The following is a 21,045-nucleotide window of genomic DNA, read 5'->3' on the forward strand; positions in this document are numbered from 1 at the left end:
TCATTTACAGGATTGAATTGGGATTGAGGCTCTGCTTCCGGTTGTGGGTTCCCAGCAGATGCTGGAAACGAGTTGGAGAAACATAAGTAGATGACGCCTGAATGGCAACTTAGGAGTAAGTAATATTGATGGCCTACAATTTATTTCCTGGGAAGGATATGGAGAAATTATGCACGGCGGGCGGAAAATTTTTGGCGATTCCGGGATAGGGTAAAGGCCAAAAGCCTTACGGAATAGTGGTTATAGGATTTTCCACCGAGTTGAAAAAAGTTTTTGCGGGTTGGACGAATAAGGTCAGATTGTAACGACCCACCACATAGACGATTTCACCGGGAAGCAAGGTGATATTTTGCGGACATATGGCGGGCCACCAGGAATTGCGATAGCGCACGCGCCCGCCAATCTGGGGGAGAATGGCTTCATCTACAATGGCGCGGATTTCTAACTCAGCGCTATTGCACTCGCATGTTTGCGATCGCCTCGGATCGTTGGTGGCGTTTCCCGGGGGCGGGAACACTCTGGCGAAGATTGTCTGGAATGGATTTGCCTTCATTACATGCAGTCCTCCTGAGTGACGAAGGTTACGCGCCGGCAACCTTCTATTTGTTCTGTCTAGAGAAGGATGTGGTTTTTACGGTCGAGCGGCTTTTTTGTAATGTTTCTTTACAATTGGGCGAGAGTTGAGCGGTGGAAATCTGCAGGCGGAGGGCTTGTGCGTCCCCCTGAGTCGGGGAACGAGGTGAAAACGCCCCCTGTGCGTCCAGGTAAAACCAGCTTAACCCCAGCAACCGGGAGTTAGACCCACATGAGGATTTGGATTTTGATTTGGATTTTGATTTGGATTTTGATTGAGGGGCCAATTGGGGATAAAATGAACAAGCGGATCCAATTTTTGGGTGTTCGACTATGGCATCTGTTTTTCATTCTTCTGACGAACCGTTTGGCGGCGCTGGCGATCGCTGGGATTTAGCGCGGCTATATAAAGACTTGGCGGCGGCGAAACAACAGGTAGCCCCTCACAAGCGGCGCGGACTGAGCGAGGCGGAAAAAACCTATCTGCGGGGGTTGCTGTGCGATGCGAGTCCGGCAGAAATCGCGCGAGAACTGAACAAGGCGCGCAGTACGGTGAATTGGGCGCTGTGCGAAACCATCTATCGCTATGCGGAAAGCTTGAGCGATCGCCCCCCCAATTCGGTGAGTGACTGGAGCGATATTCGCACCTGGTTGGCGGAGTCTGGATACCTGCGCGATCGCCAGTGCTTACCCCCACGCGCTCGACTTTTGGAGGATTGGCACACCGCACCGGATGTGTCCGATTTCGTCGGTCGCACTTCGGAACTGGCTACCCTCTCACAGTGGATTTTGCACGATCGCTGCCGTTTAATCGCGATCGCCGGCATGGGCGGAATCGGCAAAACTACCCTGTCGGTGAAACTCGCCCAACAGTTACGCCAACACTTCCAAGTGGTTATCTGGCGCAGTTTCCGCTACCTGCAATCTTTTGAAGCGATCGCTATCGCTCTACCGCAATTGCTCGGGCGATCGCCCGCCACTTTCTCCGACCCTCGGGACTCGGCACTCTCTCACTTAATCGACACTTTTCAAGCTCGGCGCTGTTTGGTGGTCTTAGATGGGGTGGAAACCCTTCTGCAACCGAGAGAATTTGCCGGCCACTATCACCCAGACTATCACGCCTATCGAGAACTGATTCACCGCGTCGCCGTGGAACCGCACCAAAGCTGCTTGATTCTCACGGGGCGAGAAAAAATCAAAGAAATTGCCACCCTCGTCGGCCCGACTCAACCGGTTCGCAGTTTCTCCCTCGGGAGTCTAGGTGCAGCAGCCGAATATATTCTGCAAAATAAAGGATTGCCGGCGCAAAAAAATAGCCAAACGTTAATCGAACTCTATCGAGGAAATCCCTTAGCTTTAAAAATTGTTTCCGGAACCATTCGTAACGTATTTGGCGGCAATATCAAAGATTTTTTAAACCGCAGCAGCTTGTTTTTAGGAGACTTTAGCGAAATCCTCTCCCAGCAGTTTCACCGATTGTCCGTCCCGGAAAAAGAACTGCTTTACGGACTGGCTTTGTCAGGACAGCCAATAAAAGCCGGAGAGTGCCGCAAGCGCCTGGGAATCAGTCTTTCCGATTCAGAAGTCTTGGCGGCGATCGAGTCTTTGGAGCGCCGATCGCTGTTGGAAAAAGTCTCGGATTCTGGGCACCTTTGTTTTACCTTACAACCCGTGGTGATGAAATATGTCACCGGCCAATTGATAGAGCAAATTTGCCAAGAAGCGATCGCCGCTTTAAACCCAGACAAACCCCCCGGTTTCGGCTTGATTCACAGTCCCATGCTGCTGCAGTTTCAAATCCCATCGCCGAGGGAGAGCGATCGACAAAATTATGAGAGAATTTTAGCCAAAGTAACCGACCGACTGCGACAAATTGCGATCGGCAAAAAAGTGGCAAATCCCGACGCCTACATTCGCAAGTGCTTGGCTTGCATTCCTCAGTAAATAGCTCGTTAAAATCAGCAAGCACGGGCGCTCTGAGTGAAGGTTATTCTACCATTTTTTCAAATAATGATGAAGATGAAATGTAGTCGGGACAGAGCATACCCTGTCCCTACAGACGGTAGATATCCCTCCAGGTTTTAGAACAATGGTATGGAGTGGGCAGACATCATCTGATGGCTATTTCCCCAGACATTTGCTCGCATATCTAAACTATACATCTGCTGGGTTTTCACCGAGCAGCACTGGAGGAGCGGTTCATCTTTCAAGTCATTTAACTCCGCATACTCTAGTAACTGAGTCCAAGCTTCATACCCCTCGGAATCCGCTGGATTTTGGCGACGGTTTTCTGCAACGAAGGTGAGGCGATCGTACCAAAGGCCATATACCCGGTAAAAACGTAACTTTTCTGCTTCTGATGTCGCTTGTTCTATTTTCTGCCGTAATTCCGGATTGTCTTGATATTGAATCCAACCGTCAACGATGGGATTTTTGAACCGATGGGTAGAATCGCAAACGATTTCAAAATACCAATGATAGTGGCGATCGGGTTCTAGAACGTCAGCGGGAAAAGGAACGCTAATAATTCCAGCGGATTGTGACAATTCGATTTCGATCGCTTCCGCCAAGATAGAATTGTTATGCTCGTCTTGAATAATCAATTTTCCCGTAGTCGCCCCTTGATAAATCGGAGGAATATAAACCCAGACAAGGGGACGCTGTTGCAGCGTCGTTCCTACCACGGTTTCTTGTACTTCCAGAGAACTCATTTCCCATGCGAGGGAATTTTGCCGATCGCCGGGAATTTTTGCGCGGGTCGTTTGAGTCAGAGGCACTAAAGCGGTGAGCGGAATCTCCTCCGCTTGCAAATTCACCTCGATGGGCGAATTAGCCAGATTGCAAGAGCCACGTCTACCGCCGGCTCTTCGATTCGTTGGTCTTCCATCATCTGGCGGCACAAAATCGTCGGTTTGCGCGATCGCACTTTGCCACTCATCAGGCAGAAAAATCATTTCCATCACTGACCAAGGAAAAAAGGTAAAACTGATGGAAGTCAATCCCACACTGACCGTCAATATTGACCTGCAAACCGCTAGTTTTTTCGGATCCAACTGCATAGGAACCCCCCCATTGTGAACTGAATTCTAATTTACAACGTTCAATGGTTTTCGGCAACCATCCTCGCCAATAGTCATCGGGTTCATTTTTTACTCATGGGGTACGGAAATATAAACCAACAAAATAGCATAACCGCCGATAATGGTAACTAAAGCCAACATTGAAGGAATCAGAGGCATCCAAGCACCATGCAACCATAAACTCAAAAAGGAGAGGCTAAAGACGACAATCAGTAAACTTCCGCCCGCAATGGCTAATCTCCATAGTCTCTGAATCCGCCAAATGAAAAAACCACCGAAACAAGACCACCCGAAAACCCAGACAAAATTGCCCCAACTGGGTAAATTCCACAATAAAGGTCGCCCATCGAGTACAGCACTGACCATTTGGCTAACCATATGCGCTTGAACCATCGCCCCCGGCGTTCGCGGATCGTAGGGCGTGGGTAAAAAATCAGAACCGGTTCCAATCTCTGCTGTATAACCAATTAACACAATGCGGTCTTTTATCAAATCCGCATCGATATTATCGGTCAGCACTTCTTTCAGGGTCACTGTTTGGGTTATATTGTTGTCTCGGTCTGGACTTCTATAATTGGTCATAATTTGGTAGCCTACATCGTCAATGTTCTGATAGCCACCCTCTCTATTGTGTAACCTTTTAAAGAGAACATCTCCCAATACTAAATCCCCCGCTTTTGTCTGCTTTGGGTAGATGTTTTCTCCTTCTAAATACACCCGCGCCAATTGGAAATTCAGGGAAAATGGCGTTTCGCAAGGGTCTTCCGAAGGGATGGACATAGTGAGGAGCTGACGTCGAATAATGCCATCACTATCTTCCAGAACATCGGCAAATCCTAGGCGATCGCGCGGAAAATTAGGGGGAGGTCCAACGCCGATATTCCGAGCATCGCTCGATTGCGTTTCTCGAACCCGACAGATAGCAAATATAGGATGTTTTGGTTTGCTGAGGACTTCGATTAACTGTTTTTGTCCCGCTTCGTCACCTGGCGGTTGAGGAAAATCGCGGAAAATATCCAAACCAATGACCCGAGGTTTATATTGGATTAATTTGCTTAAAAGCCGTTCTACGATTTTATCCGTGAGGGGGTCTTGGTTGTAGTAGTTGAGGTCTTCTGCGGTCACTGTGACCACCACAAGTCTCGGATCGATCGCTTCTGGTGGTCTGAGTCTCATCAAATAATCCAACCCTGCCAGTTCTAGGGGTTGTAAAACTCCCAAGCACCGCAGTAGCATAACTAAACACCCACTGCCAACACTTGCCATTCCAGCTTGTTTCCAGGATACTTTTCGATGCAAATCACGCCATTTCGGCGGAATGGTGGCTGGATTTTGGCAAACCACCGGCAACCAATCCAAACAGGGATATTCAGTTTGCGACTCTTCCGCAATTCGCTCTTTAGCTTTGCGAACGGCAACATGCAAAGGACGCCCGTTATCGGCATATTCTAGCAGAAAGTATTCCAGAAACTTCTGGGCCGCACCATCGGGAATGGGTTCGCGCATGGCGATCGCCACTGGAATGCCAAATTCCGTCACCAGTTCGTAGGCAAATTCTAAGCCCAAACAAGAATTCAAAAAGACAATTTTTAACCCGCGATCGACAATGGCTGTTTTTAAAGTGTTCTTGAACTCTGAGGGAGTCAATTCTTCGGTTTGATTGAGAAAAATCTTCCCGCCTTCGATGCTTTCTTCTCGCTCTCCATGTCCGGCAAAAAAGAAAATATCCCACGATTTTTCCCACAGAAGGTTGCGGAGATGCTGCACGCTTGGCTCGGTAATCGAGGTTGGTTCGGCTCCCAGGGATTTCAGTCTTTCAATTTGGTCGCGGTCTGGATGGGTATTGAGATTGCTATCCTCGCCAAACACCGCTAAAATTCTGACATTTTTTCGCGGGGTTAATTTAACGGGTTTTTCTCCATATCTCGCATCAAAGGAACTAAATACCACTTCGGCATTGGGATAGCTTTCAAAAAATTCCCATGCCGACCAAGGCAACTGCCAGAGTTTGCGATCGCTGGTTTTTACGAGAAATCGAATATCTTCAAAGGGATTGAGAATCGTGCGAATTTTATCTTCTATCGGACGAAATCCTGGAAAATCAAACCAGGTATTAATTTCTTCTTGCAATTTTTCAGCGATTTGCTGGCAACTTACTAGAGAAACATTCGGAAAATTATCTGAATCAAGGAAGCGAAATTCTCCTCGGAAAAGGAGGTCGAGTTGCGCGTAGTTTTCCTGCCAGTTTTGCAGTCGGTGATAAATTTCTTCAGCCGGCGGTAAAGTGCCCGAGATGCCCTCAACCAGGATTTTACCATCGCGCTGTTCTTCGGAAATTTCAATTAACTCGACCTGATAGCCGCTTTCGATTTCGCCTTCTAATGACAGTTTGACTAATTTTCCCATCTCTGTATTCCTTTAACTGGTCACTGGCTTGCTTGTAAATTAGATGGTAAAATATTCAGTATGGCTGGTTTTACGGGTGGTTATCTGAAGGTTAAATGGCGTCCCGGGCGAATTACTAAAGGGTTGGGGGAGTTGGAGAATGTTGCTCGATCGCCCGGATTCGACTTCCACTACCATTGTCCCGCGTTTATCGAGCAATGCCAATTTTACACCAGGTGACAAACAGGTGGTGCGATCGCTCGGATTAAAGGGACGCAATTGCGGCAAAATCCACAGCGCTCCTTCTCCATCCTGCATCAAATCAATCTTGAGCGCGATCGCTTCCCCTTCTAAGTCGATTCGTTTCACATAGCTCTCAATCGCTGTTGAGGCGATCTCGCGCCGCCGAAACGCCCCGGCAAATTTGGGCCTGCCAAATACCTGGCGATACAATTGCCAACCACTGGCTTTTAATGCACTCTCCACCCCTTTTTTCTCCTTTTGCAACCAGTGACTTAACGGCGGTTGCACCCGTTGCCAATACAATTTCTCGCGCCCGGTTTCATTCTCTATCAATGCCGCCCATTTTGCAAACGGAAGTTGTAACCGCACTCGGGGCGAATTCAACGCCCCTGGGGATAATTTTATCGCGCTTGCTGTCACGCTTGTATGGGACATTGGCGACATATCAACTCCATTTTTCTGCCCCTGCATCCGGGTGGTTTTCCACAACATTGTTAAATCTCGATGCAGGCGATCCGCACGCAAAAAATAGCTGCGATCGCTTTCCCGATATTCCCCCTTTCGTTTCAGCTCTAAATGAGACACAAACCCACCAACGCGCATCCAGCAATTCTCTTCCTCCGCCTCTAAATTCACTTCCACATTCAGATAATAATCGGCAACCCATGCAGGAATATCCACCCACTCTTGAACCACGATGAAATCGGTTGGATTTATCCGGTGACTCGGAATGAGCAATAACCGCGTTTTTCCGAAGGCAATCGGAATCCCAGGAATAAACTCCCACAGGGATGATAGCTTGTCAATATATAAAGCCGCTAAATCGCGATCGCTTTCAAATCTTTCGGCTAACCAATCCCGAAAGCCACTCCAGCACAATTGCCCGAGATATGCCTGATTGCGCGCCACAGGATTCGAGTGACGGCGCGACTGTTCCCATGCTTGCATTTGGGCTTTAAATGAAAGCCTAACATAAAGCTCATCCGGTGCAATTTCCGATAAATTTTTAAACAAATTGTCAATCATGTTTTTTTCTCCCTTTTATTCACTTAAAACTATTTTTTAGCACTTTTTCCAACTCCCGATCGCCTAGAGATACCTGTAAATGAGTCGCACACCAAGCGCGAATTTCCTCGAGCAGTTGCGTTTCCGCTTGTAATTGCTGAGCCACCACTTCCTCCACCGTAACGGGACGAGCAATGCTGAGGCGATCGGCGATTTTCCGCGCGTTTAGTCTTTCCCCGTAATAGAGTTGCAACAGTTCGTAGCCATCGGGATGTTTTACGGTAAATCCCGCCATCACCAGGGGTTGGTAATGGCATCTCAGCAAGTTTTTTACCGACCCAATAATAAATTCAGTAACTTTTTCATATAATCGACCTTGCAAGTGGTTGTCGGTCATTTTGATTTTTTCTTGCAGTATTTCTACCGGGCAATCGAGCTTTGCGGACACTTCGGCAACTGAGCGCCGCACGCCATAGATATCTCGCAATAGTTTTTGCTGTTCTTCATCTAAATTCCCCACGGCTTCTAAGACTTTTTCCGAGAGAGAATCTAAACCTTTTACGGAGTTTTGATAAGCCTGAAGCAACAACATTTCCCAAGATTCGCTCAACCAAAAGTGAATCATAATTACTCGTTCTAAAGGACGTTTTGCCACAGTTAGTCTATCTATCACCTGCGTCACCCGAGAAAGTTTTAGGTGGCGGGCGATTTGTCGATCGCTTTTCTTTTGTTGATAGCGCAATTGTAAAATTTTTCGTTGTTTTTTAAAATCCATCTTGTGGAAGGTTTGGGACAACGCTTCCTGTAGGGAGTCGGAAAATTCGTCCGGGTTATCGCCTTTCAGCCATTGCTCTAACGACTCCTTAACTTCTGTTAAAGAAATCCCAGCCCCATCGCCAATCCACAGACAGAAAACGTACAAGAGATTCTCCAAATATTCCGCTTCTCGGCGGGAAATCTGGGCTTGATTGACGCCAAAATTTTTCGCCAAAACCGTTTGACTCAGCCCCACTCCATAGCGCAGGGGTAATATTTTCACCGTATAATCTTTTTGCTCGCCACGGGCGATCGCTTGTTTGATGGTTCCGTCGAGTTTCTCCACTTCCGCTACCAACATCGCCTCGACTTCTTGAAAGTAAGACTGGCGATAAGTTTCCGAATTTCTCGACCCTAAATAAGACCGGGGTACCGCATTTTCGAGTTGTCCCTTATTTTCCAGATTGAATTCCACCACCAGCGGACTATCTCGCAATGCATTGATACACTCTTCTAACCAGGTTTGAATTTCCCCACTGGTTCGCTGTCGGTCGGAAAATACTTCCAAAGGAGCGGACAGTAATTCCTTTTCTGTGTTATAATATATGGCGACTTCTTCGTAGTCTTCCGCATGGGGTTCCGGCCAGCGATCGCCGACTTTGCGATCGGGATGATTGACGCGGTTCTCCTGATAAACCTCGGTAAAATAAGACCAAGCAAACAGACGACAACCAATCTCATCGGGGGTCAAACCTTGCTTGGACAACGCCTCTCTAATTTCTGTGGGATTGGCTTTACATAATAGCCGCCAGGAGGAAGCGCGTTTGACGCCAAACTTCTCTAACTCGCCCACAATTTTATGGACAAAAGCCCCTTGAAAATATTTTTCACAAATCGGCTTCTGTTCTTCTTGGCGCGCTTTGAGAAAGTTCTCCACGATTTTGCCCAATTGTTCCGGGTCGTTGATAATCCCGCGCACCGTATAAAACCAGTCTTCCCAAGTGTAGCTTTTCACGCGATACCAACTCGCAGCGGTTTGCTCCACCGCGCGATAAGCGGCTTCATCCAGATAAGCCGAGAGCAGCAATTGCAACCTGTGGATTTGCTGCTTCGACCAATATTTTTCCGCATTTTTCTGTAGCCGTTTCCATCCCATTGCCGAATATTCTGCTGCCCAAGTTTCCACCAGATAAGCTGCCAATTGATTCCAATCCGATCGCTGGGGCGGAGTTTGATAAAAAGCTCGCACCACTTCATCTTGTTCTTTTAAGCAATCCAGTACGTGACACGCTTCTGGTTTGGGAATCCATCGCAGTTTTGGGTGGTTATTGACCGAGACAAAATCCAACCAGGTTGTCAGTTTCTCATCTAAAGAAGAACGAAGGCGAATTGGCGGTAAAATAGGCATTCTCTGGTTTTACCCTAACTCAAGAAAAGGTTGAGTAGAGACCCTGATGAGCCAGTTTAAGGTGGCAGTAAGGTCGAGGTTTGGTGGGGTGTAAGAGAACGATGGGCAGCGATCGCGCAGGGGAAGTTATGGATAAATCCCGCAGGCGATCGCCCTTGAACCCTCAGCAAAAACTGTTCCCCCCAGTCATATTCTACCGGATCGATTCCCGTTTTCCTTCCGTATTTTCTGCGAAACATTGCGTCGGGAATCAATTTCACCAAAGCAGTCGAACTGCGATCGAACTGCGGTGCCCAGAAGGGGGACTCTGCGCCCGGATCCCCCGGGAAACTCTCCCTCGCTTGCTTGCATTGCCCGATTCGATTGGGCGTGGTTCCCATCTCAATCCTGCCTACATCGTGCCTACATTTGTTTAGTGGGATAAAATTCCGCAACCTATGCGCGCCTGTGACGCAAAACCTCGGCGGGTGGGGCAACCCTTGCGCCCGCCAAGGAAGCGAGTTTCACACTATAGGCGATCGCCAGTTTGAACCCCTCTGAAAGCGGATGCGGATTTCTCTGTCTAGACGCGATATAATTCCAACCAGACTTGCCGACGCCAAAACGATCCCATACACAGGAAAGATTCCACTCCCATTTTTACCCTCGAAAGGAAGAATTAGTATAGTTGCATAACAACCGCGTTTCTTCACATCGGATTAACCGATCGGCAGCTTTCTGAGGCCAAACGGTTTCTTTTTCCTAGCATATCCGCCTGAACTCATCCCCTACCTTTCGCGGTTTGATAACTCCTTTGGCCGCTATCCATTCTATCTGCAAATGCCATGATTTATTGCATTAATCCCACCTGTTCCAATCCTGCCGATCCCGGGAATGCATCGGCTCAGGTTTGTCGAACCTGCGGCACGTCATTGGTCTTGCAAAATCGCTATCGGGCGATCGCACCTTTAGGCCAGGGTGGATTCGGCCAAACGTTTACCGTGGAAGATCTGCAAGCGGGTTCTGGCGATTCCCTCTCCCGTCATAAAGTGCTCAAAATTCTCGTCAATTCTTCCCCAAAAGCCATTGAATTATTTCAAAGAGAAGCGGAAGTGATGACGCAGATCCAACATCCGGGAATTCCGAAACTGGCAGAAGATGGATGGTTTGAATTTTCGCTCCCTGACTGTCTAGACCCTTTGCATTGTTTGGTGATGGAAAAAATTCACGGACTAGATTTAGAAGTCTGGTTGTCACAAAGAAACGATGGGGGAATCGCCCAAGAGTTAGCCTGCAATTGGCTCAAACAGCTCGGCGAAATTTTAAATCAATTGCATCAAAATGCCGGGAATCAATATTTCCACCGCGATATCAAACCGCGCAATATTACCATGCGACCTACGGGAGAGCTAGTGTTAATTGATTTTGGCGGCGTGCGAAAAATCAGCCCATCGTATTTAGCCAAAGCGGGAGCCGGCCATTCGGGAACCGGAATTGTCTCCTTGGGCTATACGCCAAGCGAGCAAATCAGAGGCAAAGCAGTGCCGCAATCGGATTTTTTTGCTTTGGGTCGGACGATGGTTCATCTGCTCACGGGACAGCATCCGATGGACTTAGAAGAAGACCCGCAAACCGGCGAATTAATGTGGCGAGATTATGCGCCGCAAATTTCTCCAGAATTTGCTGAATTAATCGACTGGTTAATGGCACCTTTTCCGGGACAAAGACCGACCAATACTACAGTGATGTTAGACGCTTTAGAGGGTGTTGTGTCGGGGTCGGGTTCGTTTCACTCGGTTCCCCGTGCTACTGGGAGGGGACAACCGGATGAGGAGAATCAAAAGATCGGCCAAGGTCTGTTTAAAACGGTGAAATTCAGGCGGGCGATACTCGCAGGTTTAACCGCACTGTTATTGCCCCTGGGCTTTCGGGTGGTGGCTCCTCAGGTGGCGATCGCCCTGAATCGGGGGGGAATCGCGCAGTACCGCAACAGTGACTTCACCCGATCGCAGCAGTTTTTTCGTCTGGCGATCGCCCTGCAGCCTGACTTTCCCGACGCGCACTACAATCTCGGCTCGGTTTGCGAAGACCTGCAAGATATACCTTGCGCTCGCCAGCACTATTGGCAAGCTGCAGTGGGAAAACTCGATATCGGTTACAACAACCTCGCCCGCTTAGAGATTCTCGACCAAAACTACAGCGCAGCGGTTATCCTCCTCCGGGAAGGATTGCGGTGGAACACCCAGACGAGATCCAAATACAGTTTGCTGAAAAACTTGGGGTGGGCACTGCTCGGACTCGAGGCACTTGAGGAGGCGGAAGTGCGACTGGAAGAGGCCCTAGCTCTGGATGGAGAGCGGGGGGCGGCCCATTGCTTGTTGGCACAGGTTCTCGACGCCCAAGGCAAAACCGCCGCCGAGAGCGCTTGGCACAATTGCTTAAAAAAAGCTAACGAAAACAACCCGGATGAGAAAAGGTGGCAGAAAATGGCAGCAGAACACTTGATTGGCAAAGGAAACGAACCATGAAGCATTCCGTATTCCGGGTCATTCTTCTCACGGCGACGATCGCGGTTTTTCCGGGGGCGCTCTCTGGACCGGGGTTCTCTCAACCTTCGGGGGGCGATCGCTCCTGGCGGCGATCGCACCGGGAACTTCACTTTATCGCACAAAACTGTCGATGTCCCGAAACGGTGGATAATGGTCGCAACCCGGTAGACCCGTTCATTCCCTATATCATCAGTCCCCGCAGAACCTTGTTGCTCGATCCGCGTCCCCTCCTGCAGTGGAACGAAATCCCCGGTGCGACTTATACCGTCAGCATCCGAGGTCCCCAAGGGGTGATTTGGCAAACTCCAGAGCCGATCTCCGCGACCGAAATCCTCTATCCCGGAGACCCTCCCTTAGAACCGGGGGTCACTTACCAGGCGATCGTGCAAGCTGATGACGGGAGTTCCTCTCTGGATGAAGATGTTCCGGGATCGAACTTTACCCTGCTCAGTGCCGACGATGCCGGACAAGTGAGAAGTGCATTGGCGCTGCTGGCAGATCAAAACTTAAATCCCACCGCAGAAGCCCTGCTGCAAGTTTATTTCTATCTGGGATACTATTTGCGCGCTGAAGCGATCGCCACGTTAAAGACCCTAATCGCACAAGGCGAAACCACAGCGTTGGTTTATCGCTTGCTTGGCGACCAATACCTGCAAGTCGGATTGAGTCCATTGGCTGAACCTCCCTATTTGGAAGCGAGAGACATTGCCTCAGCCAATCAAGAATTAGAAGAGTTAGCCGCCGCTCTAGCAGGTTTGGGAGAAGTATATATCAATTTAAACCAACGCGAAAAGGCCATTGAAGCGTTGACTCGGGCGCGGGATACTTACGAAACATTGGAAAATGCCAGCCGGGTTCGAGACATAGACGCTAAACTGGAAAGACTGCGCTAGCCAATCGAAGAGGTGAATCGATGAGATATCTGTATCGGTCTGTCATCCCCGGGAGTGTGTTCCTCGCGAGCGTGACGATCGCGATCGCTCCCCCCCCGCTGATGGCCATCCCGATAGTTCAGTCGGAACATCCGAAATTGCAGGCTTCCCGCTTGGAATCCGAAGCGAAAGCATTGTTAGACAATGGAGACTTCAATGCCGCTTTACAGAAATTTGAGGCCGCCCTTTCTTTATATCGCGCGGCTGGCAGTTCTTACAAAGAAGCCATGTGTTTGTTGGCGATCGGGTTTATTCACCACCGCTTAGCCGATTATACCACAGCCGTGGCAACTTTTACAGAAACGCTACCCATCTGGCAGGACATTAACAATCCGTTGATGGAACTGATAGCCCTTAACAATATTGGCCAAGCTTACGCCAGTGCAGGACAATATCGGCGGGCGCTGGAGTTTTATCAACAAGCGTTGCCCTTGGCACAACAACAGGATCCTATCCAGTTAACAAGTTCCCCTTGGCTTCAACTCGCTCAGGCGATCGTGGGGAAAGAAGAGCCGTTTGAATCCCTCGAATCCCTCACCCTTTTTCGCATCGCTCACAGTTATCGCCATCTCAGAAACTATTCACAGGCGTTGCAGTTTTTCGAGCGGGTTTTGACTCTTTCTCGCTCCATCGGCGATCGCCAAGGGGAAGCCGCCGCACTGAACAATCTGGGTTTGACTTATAGCGACAGCCGACAATTTAACCGGGCACTCGACTATTATCAGCAATCCCTCGCCCTCAGTCGCGAAATCGATTATGCCTCTGGTGAAGCAACCACCCTGAACAATCTCGGTTTGCTTTACGATAATCAACAGCAATATCTGCAAGCGTTGGATTACTATCAACAAGCGATCGCCATTCAAGAAAAAATTGACGATCGCTCCGGTATGGCGACCAGTTTTAACAATATTGGGGCGGTTTATATCGCTCAAGGAAAATTTCGCCAAGGACGCGATAAATTCCACCAGGCACTAAGTTTATATAAAGACCTGCAAGATTCAGCGGGCCAGGCGATCGCGCTGAATAATCTCGCCTCGGCTTTAGAACGCTTAGGCATGTACCCAGAAGCGGAAAAATCCTATCAACAAGCACTGGAGATTTCTGAAGGAACTGATGATATCCACACTATCGCCGCTACGCAGAATAACTTGGGTGGACTTTATCTCGCCCGGGGACAATACGATCGCGCTCGTTCTGAGTTTGAATCGGCACTGAATCGTTGTCCGGAATCCTGCGATTCTGTTGGGTATGGCAGGAGGTTGAATAATCTGGGGTTGTTTTTTACGTATTCAGGAGACTACTCCGAAGCCCAGGTGACGTTTCAGCGGGCATTAACTCACGTGCAAAGGATTGGCGATCGCCAAGGAGAAAGTGCCATTTTAGCAAATATGGCACTGCTTTACCAAAATCGGGGTCGCTATCAAGAAGCCCTGAGATATTACTCCCAAGCTAAAGCCATTGTGGAAAAATTAGGCAGGGAAGGCGATCGGCAACGATTGTTAACGAATATTGGGGCGGTTTATGCCACGATCGCCGAATATGACAAAGCGTTGCAGTTCCTTAACTCTGCCCTGGAGATTCAACGCCGCATCGGCGATTTACAAGCTGAAGGTACGACGTTAAACAGCATCGGTATTATTCATCGCTACCAAGACAAAACAGAGGAGATGTTCGAGAATTTGCAAGCAGCGCTGAGCATTTTAAACCAAATCGACAGCCCCCGAGAAGCCGCCGCCGTGCTGACCAATTTGGGAGAAAGCTATCGTTTGATGGGGGACTATCAGAAGGCATTAGAATCCCACGAAAAGGCGTTGGAAATCCAACGTCAGATCGGCGATCGCTTGCGCGAAGCGGAAACCCTGAACAATATTGGCGGTGTTTATTACAGTCAATCCCAATGGCAGCGCGGACGAGAATCTATCGAACAAGCGGTGGCAATATTTCACGAACTCGGTGCAGTCAGGGGATTATCCAATTCCTTGGCCAATCTCGGCGGTTACTATGAAAATTCCGGCAATATTTCCCAAGCGATCGCTTACTACAAAGAGGCAATATCCTGGCGCGAATCCATTGCCAATACTCTGACAGTAGAAGAACTAAAATCCTCCTTCTTCAGTGAACTTTCTGGGGCAGAAATTTACGCCCGTTTGATTAACCTTTTGTGGAACCAACAGCAGTATAAACTCGCCTGGCAATATGTGGAAAAAGCCAAAGCCCAAGCCTTTCTCGACCGACTGGTATCCGGAACGAGAGATTTTCGTCTCGGCAGTTCAGACAAATTGATAGCCAAGGGGCAAAAAATCCAAGCCAAAATTAATGTTCTTCGCCAACAACTTAACGACTTGCTGAGTCAGTCGCAAAACCAGTGGAATCAGGATAAAATGAAAGAATTGAAAGACAAACTGGACAGCGCTGAACGAGAGTATGCCGATTGGTTGGTAGAAATGAAACTGACCAGTCCGCAATATGCAGAGTATTCGGACATCCTGGATGGCAGCGTTGCCAGTTTAAGCGAAATTCAAGCCCAGTTAGATGCAGAAACCACCTTACTGCAATATTTCATAATGCGCGATCGCGTTCTCGCTTTCGTTATCACCCAGCAAGGGCTTAAACCCCACTCCCTTTCCGTCAGCAAAGCAGAATTAAAACAACTACTGATGGACGAATTCAAGCAATATCGATTCCGCTACAATTCCACATCCTCAATTCCCCCTAGCCTCCAAGAATTGTACCGGGTTTTGATAGCGCCCCTGGAAGCGGATTTAAAGACAGAGTTGATTGGCATTGTGCCCCACAACCTTCTTCACTACCTTCCCTTTTCCGCTCTCCATGACGGAGAAACCTATTGGAGCGCCGCTTTATTTACCCTTCCCAGTGCCAGCGTGTTGCCCTATTTGCCTCGAAAAAAAAAGACGAAAAACGAACATTTAGTGGCCCTGGGAAACCCCCGGTCTAATGAATATGCAATCAGCGATTTACCATATGCCACTGAAGAAGTGAATGCCATTGCGTCTTTATTTGAATCCAGTGCAATCTTCCTCGGAAAAGAGGCAACTGAAAAGGCGCTCAAACTGCAAAGTAAAACTGCTGGCATTTTGCATATTGCCGCTCACGGAAAATATGAAAAAGGAAACCCACTGTTCAGTCGCTTGTATTTAACTCCAGATTCCGACTTCGGCGAAAATGGTCGTTTGGAAGCCCATGAAATTTACTTTGAGTTAAATTTAACCGCCGCCACAAATTTAGTGGTATTAAGTGCCTGTCAAACGCAGATGGGTGAGGTGAATGCGGGAGATGAAATCGTCGCCCTCAATCGCGCCTTTCTCTACGCCGGAACGCCCAGTGTATTGGCCACCCTGTGGAGCGTGAATGACAAAGCCACCGGATTGCTCGTGCATCAGTTTTATACTTATCTGCGTGCGGGACACCAGAAAGCCGAGGCATTGGCCTTGGCGCAATCCTATCTGCGGGACAACTACCCAGAATATTCTTCTCCGTATTATTGGGCGGCATTTGTGCTAACCGGCGATGGAGGTTTCCTCGCTACAGAGCGGTAGGGGCGGCTCGACCGCTGCCGCTCACATAAATTGCCATTTGCGCCGTTTATGTGAGATATTGAGATATACTATCGCGGCGGGAGGGCAGGGCGGCGCGGGGCTGAGAAACTCACACGTGGAGAGGGGCGCGCCGTTTATGTGAGATATTGAGATATACTATCGCGGCGGGCAGCGCGGTTTCCCGGGTTTCAAAAATAATGTTGGAGATGCGTCCGACCCCCCTCTTGTAGAGACGCGATTCATCGCGTCTCTGACAGGGATTCGTAGCTGACAGCCTCTAATCCCGTTTGGCGATCCATATGTGAGATTTCCCCCAGTCCGCTTAAAGACGCGATCTATCCGATCGCAGGCGCGATAGATCGATGTCTCTACGAGCGGGGGTCGCACGCATCTCTAAGCAGAAGGCATGAAAAACGATATAACATGCCGCTCGAAAAATGGCATTACCGATGCGGCTCTCCCCCTTGCCCACAACCCGCGCAACGGTTGAAGAAAAATGGTATGCTCAATAAAAACGCGATGTTGGAATTTACCCCCAAGGAGGACGTTCAATGAAACCCCAACGGCGGTGCGGTGGAACGAGTATAACGAAACAGAACCCTCGGCGGCCAAAATTAACCACAATCTTCTCGGCAATCCTGGCAAACCGGGCGATCGCAAACCAGAAGGAATCGGGCGGGGCTGGTTGCGCCCCACTTTCCGGGGGCAACCGATTCATTCCGCCAGTCCTCCGGGGATGGACCGGGGCGCAGGGAGAAGCGAAGCCGCAAACCGAGGTGAAAGGGTTGCCCGGAAGGAAATTGACCCGGGATCGGCGGCCAAATTACGGCCAAAGAGCCAGTTCTATGTTGAGTGGGGTGATGTTTGTCTGTTTGCTCGCCGCAGAACCGACGTTGGCGGAAACGGTGGTGGAATCTGTGCGGCTTGGATCGCAAGCCATGCTCTGTAGCCCGGTGGCGATCGACCTTTCGGATCTCCCGGAGGGGTTTATCGAAATTCCGGCAGAACACTTGATGCCGATTTCTAACGTACTGCAAACCAAAATGAACGTCAACGTGGAGGGGATTTTTTTATTTTTACATCCGTTGTTGATGGAATTTTTGCTGGGCGTGACGGTAACGCTTTCGGAAGAAGCCCAATCTGCCGGTCATCGTTTTGACAGTGTAGACTTTCCTAGTTTGCTGGAAATGATGTTAGTGACAAGGGGGCAAACAGTGGGGCAATTAGAAATATTAGAGCAAAGAGAATTGCCCGAGGCGTATAATATTGGCGATTCTTCCGTGGGATTTACGACCATCGCGCGGATGAGCGGCGTTACCGTGCAGGCAGACACGGCAATGTTTCGCCGCCGCGATCGCATGGCAGTCACGGTGATATCCTATCCGAATGGGGAGGTGCCAGTGCTCGGCGTCGCGGACATGGCACGTCAGTTAGATGGCAAGCTGGTGCAATGCCTGGAGGGAGACTCTGAGGAGCCGATTTCGCGGCGGAAATCCCCGGATTGGTTAGCACAGGGACAAGCCCTAGGCAAAAACATCGGTCTGCTTTTACAATTTTTACCTAAACTCTAAATTATCGAGGCTTGTGTATTCCACGGTTGAGAAGAAGTATAAGCGAATCCGCAATGAATTGCTAGCGGGGGTGGCGGCACTGGCAGGGGTGTTTTTAGTCGGCACCCTGTGGTATTGGTTGGTGGAGGGATGGCGATGGCCCGATGCCGCCTACATGACCGTGATCACCCTGTCTACGGTGGGATTTAGCGAAGTGAACCCCTTAGGCGATCGCGGTCGAATTTTTACCATTTCGTTGATTGCGATGGGGTTAGTCAGCATTGGTTATATCGTCAACCGCTTTACAGAAGCCATCATTGAGGGTTATTTTCAAGATGAACTGCGTTTGAGAAGACAGCAACGGTTGATTGAAACGTTAACGGGTCATTACATACTCTGTGGATTTGGGCGCACCGGTCGTCAAATTGCGGCGGAATTTGACGCTGAGGGCATCCCCTTTATCGTCATCGACTCGGATCCCGAGCAAATCCAGCAGGCACAGCAACTTGACTATAATGTTATTCAAGCCGATGCCACCTTGGATGCCACCTTACTCGGGGTGGGCATCGAACGCGCCTTGTGTTTGGTGACGGCGATGCCCTCGGATGCGGAAAATCTCTATACGGTGATGTCGGCGAAAACCCTCAATCCCGACATTCGGGCGATCGCCCGCGCCAATACGGAAGAAGCGGTGCAAAAACTGCAACGCGGGGGAGCCGATGCCGTGGTCTCTCCTTATATTACCGGAGGCAGACGCATGGCGGCAGCGGCCCTGCGCCCCCAGGTGATGGATTTTGTGGATGGAATCGTGGCCGGCAGGGATCGCGCCTTTTATCTCGAAGAGTTTCGCCTCGATTCGGATACCTGTCCCTTTGCCGGACAAACCCTGCGCGATGCCAAACTGCGATCGCAATCTGGCGCGCTGGTCCTGGCGATTCGTCGCGATGATGGCAATCTGATCGGCGGTCCGACGGCGGATACCCTCCTGTTAGTCGGCGATACCCTCATCTGTATGGGCACCACCGAACAACTCCGTCTTCTCAATCAAGTCCTCAGTCCCCTTTATTCCAAAATCCCCCGCCCGCCCAAGCAACCTCCGCCGGAGACATGAGCGAATTGAGAATCGATCGCGATTCGGTCTTTCGCGGGTGAAGTCTGCCGATAGTCTCGGTTCCACTTCACCCTATCAATCTTCTGACCCTGGGAATTACGATAATTTCAACGCGCTCACCGGCACTTCTTCCCAGGAATTTACTTTTCTTAATCTCGCGCTCCACCCCATCGCTTTTTGCTCTTCAGTTAAGTTCCCCGCAAAAGAGTCGTGACATTCTTTCGCCTGCTTTTCATCCGAGCAAGCAATGCAAGCATACACCATTCCGGACGGATCCAGTTGTTCGTTAACCCAGATAGTCATGTGAAATTTCCCTCAATTTTTTGTGGATTTCTTGTGAAATTGCTTAAGCAAATTTACTTATTTAATTTTATAAAACGAAAGGCATAAATTGGCAAGGCTGCATTACGTTTATTCACAATCCCTTGCATTTTGAAACATTTGCCCATTGCCAAAAAGTAACACAGAATACTACGATACTCCGAGGATTGTGTTATTGGACGGTTTTGAGTTGTCGGGTGGGCAATTCATTGCCCACCCGACAGAGTTTTCCTCGCACCCCTCGAATCAGCGCTTCCGGAAACCAGAGGCCCTGGTGGCAATTATTCGGACTGTTGTTCGCGCAGAGTTTCAGCTTGTTCGCGATAGGCGATCGCCACCGCGTCATCGGGTTGGAGGTTGAGGGCGCGATCGAACGAGGCGATCGCCTCTCCATGTTGGTTATCACTCATCAAAGCCAGACCCCGGTTCACCCAAGCTTCAAAACTCTGGGGCTGAATGGCCAGCACTTTATCAAAAGAGGCGATCGCCTCGGAAATGCGCTGCAACGCCGTCAGGGCAATCCCCCGGTTAAACCAACTCTCAGCCGCATCGGCATTAAATTCCAAAGACTTGTCATAACTTTCCACCGCTTCGCTGTAGCGTTCTAACTTCAACAGGGCATTGCCTCGGCTACTCCACGCATCGGCAAAATCCGGCTTCAGTTGAATCCCTTGCTCGAAACAGCGAATCGCCTCTTCGTACTGCTCCAATTTTGCCAAATCCACGCCGCGATTTTGCCACGCAAACAAAAAGTCCGGCTTGAGTTGAATCGCTTTTTCATAAGAGTCGATCGCTTCGGAATGACGACCCAACACCGACAGGGTAAACCCTCGGTTAAACCAAGAGTTCGGGTTGTCGCTTTGATATTGCAAAGCCGTATCAAACACCTCGAGGGCTTCATTATATTGCTGAGTGTAAAACAGCACCGCTCCGAGATTGCTCCAAGCTGCCACAAAGTCGGGTTGTTGTTTCACCGCTTCGCGATAAGCCGCGATCGCCTCTTGCGTCTTGCCCGCATTCAGTTCTTGATTCCCCCGTTCGAACCACTGCTGGGGATTTTCCGGCGGCGGCGCAGGCGCGGCGGGTCTTGTTCCCCCGCTGGCTTTCTGTTGCAATAACTGAGTGCCAAGGGTACCCGCCTCCTGGCTCAATTCTCCCAGTTGCATTTGCCCCAGTTGCACCAGTCGCATTGCTAACTCCCGTTCCACAGTTTCTCGTTCCTGCAGGGTTTCCCCCCACCGTCGCAGCCACTCGGCCCACAGTCCATAGTCCCCGCGCGGTCCTAAAGCGGCAAAAAACTCTTTCACCCGCGCCACATCCCAGCTCAACCTCAGACCTTCGAGCAGTTGCGCGAACAACAGTTTGTAATCCCGATCCTCTAGCGCCGGGGGTGGAGCCTGGGGGGCCTCGGGTACTGGCGATTGAGGCGCGCTGCGCTCATCCCCAAAAAACCCTTTCAGACTCTGCCAAATCCCGTTTGCCATATTTTTCTTCTCACCTCCCGTCGCTTTTCTCTTCTATTTTAGCTTCTCGGCGGGAAGCCCCGCGCTCTACCCGTGCTTGGTGAGCGTCGGGATGAGAGCCAGGGGAAATGGA

14 protein-coding genes are annotated in these 21,045 nt (G+C 49.7%); 6 read left to right on the forward strand and 8 right to left on the reverse strand.

Features of this window, described 5'->3' with window-relative positions; all coding sequences use genetic code 11:
* Window positions 1-226: 226 nt before the first annotated feature.
* A complete protein-coding gene (locus tag LKK83_RS31385) occupies window positions 227-553 on the reverse strand; it encodes an NfeD family protein (RefSeq protein WP_324635378.1) in 327 nt (108 codons plus the stop codon).
* Between the two features lie 353 nt (window positions 554-906).
* Between LKK83_RS31385 and LKK83_RS31390 the strand changes: the two genes are divergently transcribed.
* Complete coding sequence (locus LKK83_RS31390; protein ID WP_324635379.1) at window positions 907-2,517, forward strand: NB-ARC domain-containing protein; 1,611 nt, start codon at window positions 907-909, stop codon at window positions 2,515-2,517.
* 137 nt (window positions 2,518-2,654) lie between these two features.
* On the opposite strand, the gene LKK83_RS31395 is transcribed toward LKK83_RS31390, so the two are convergent.
* The 5 genes from LKK83_RS31395 to LKK83_RS31415 all read right to left on the reverse strand — a co-directional run bounded on the left by LKK83_RS31395 (window position 2,655) and on the right by LKK83_RS31415 (window position 9,830).
* Entirely contained in the window at window positions 2,655-3,632 is a 978-nt protein-coding gene (locus LKK83_RS31395) for a DUF928 domain-containing protein (protein WP_324635380.1), read from the reverse strand.
* Between the two features lie 90 nt (window positions 3,633-3,722).
* Complete coding sequence (locus tag LKK83_RS31400; protein ID WP_324635381.1) at window positions 3,723-6,059, reverse strand: CHASE2 domain-containing protein; 2,337 nt, start codon at window positions 6,057-6,059, stop codon at window positions 3,723-3,725.
* A 39-nt stretch (window positions 6,060-6,098) separates the two neighbouring features.
* Window positions 6,099-7,307, reverse strand: coding sequence for a DUF1822 family protein (locus tag LKK83_RS31405; protein WP_324635382.1), 1,209 nt, complete (start codon window positions 7,305-7,307; stop codon window positions 6,099-6,101).
* 19 nt (window positions 7,308-7,326) lie between these two features.
* Entirely contained in the window at window positions 7,327-9,450 is a 2,124-nt protein-coding gene (locus LKK83_RS31410; RefSeq protein ID WP_324635383.1) for a hypothetical protein, read from the reverse strand.
* A 56-nt stretch (window positions 9,451-9,506) separates the two neighbouring features.
* Window positions 9,507-9,830: a hypothetical protein gene (locus tag LKK83_RS31415; protein ID WP_324635384.1), complete on the reverse strand. Its 324-nt coding sequence runs from the start codon at window positions 9,828-9,830 to the stop codon at window positions 9,507-9,509.
* A gap of 444 nt (window positions 9,831-10,274) precedes the next feature.
* Here LKK83_RS31415 and LKK83_RS31420 point away from each other — a divergent pair, with 444 nt between their 5' ends.
* From LKK83_RS31420 to LKK83_RS31440, 5 genes are all read left to right on the forward strand, one after another.
* Complete coding sequence (locus tag LKK83_RS31420; RefSeq protein ID WP_324635385.1) at window positions 10,275-11,957, forward strand: serine/threonine protein kinase; 1,683 nt, start codon at window positions 10,275-10,277, stop codon at window positions 11,955-11,957.
* A complete protein-coding gene (locus tag LKK83_RS31425; protein ID WP_324635386.1) occupies window positions 11,954-12,871 on the forward strand; it encodes a tetratricopeptide repeat protein in 918 nt (305 codons plus the stop codon). The genes LKK83_RS31420 and LKK83_RS31425 overlap by 4 nt, the downstream gene beginning before the upstream one ends.
* Before the next feature lie 20 nt (window positions 12,872-12,891).
* Window positions 12,892-16,467, forward strand: a complete 3,576-nt coding sequence (locus LKK83_RS31430) for a tetratricopeptide repeat protein (protein ID WP_324635387.1) — start codon at window positions 12,892-12,894, stop codon at window positions 16,465-16,467.
* A 551-nt stretch (window positions 16,468-17,018) separates the two neighbouring features.
* Window positions 17,019-18,038 carry a hypothetical protein gene (locus LKK83_RS31435; RefSeq protein WP_324635388.1) on the forward strand — a complete coding sequence of 340 codons (1,020 nt, stop codon included), beginning with the start codon at window positions 17,019-17,021 and terminating at the stop codon, window positions 18,036-18,038.
* Between the two features lie 13 nt (window positions 18,039-18,051).
* Complete coding sequence (locus LKK83_RS31440; RefSeq protein WP_324635389.1) at window positions 18,052-19,128, forward strand: potassium channel family protein; 1,077 nt, start codon at window positions 18,052-18,054, stop codon at window positions 19,126-19,128.
* Window positions 19,129-19,224: 96 nt separating this feature from the next.
* Here the strand turns inward: LKK83_RS31440 and LKK83_RS31445 are convergent, their stop codons facing one another.
* Together LKK83_RS31445 and LKK83_RS31450 are read right to left on the reverse strand one after the other, a co-directional pair.
* Window positions 19,225-19,431 carry a glycogen debranching protein gene (locus LKK83_RS31445; RefSeq protein WP_324635390.1) on the reverse strand — a complete coding sequence of 69 codons (207 nt, stop codon included), beginning with the start codon at window positions 19,429-19,431 and terminating at the stop codon, window positions 19,225-19,227.
* A gap of 299 nt (window positions 19,432-19,730) precedes the next feature.
* Window positions 19,731-20,933, reverse strand: a complete 1,203-nt coding sequence (locus LKK83_RS31450; protein ID WP_324635391.1) for a tetratricopeptide repeat protein — start codon at window positions 20,931-20,933, stop codon at window positions 19,731-19,733.
* Window positions 20,934-21,045 lie beyond the last annotated feature (112 nt).

The organism is Phormidium sp. CCY1219, from assembly GCF_035615515.1.
Classification (GTDB): domain Bacteria; phylum Cyanobacteriota; class Cyanobacteriia; order Cyanobacteriales; family Laspinemataceae; genus CCY1219.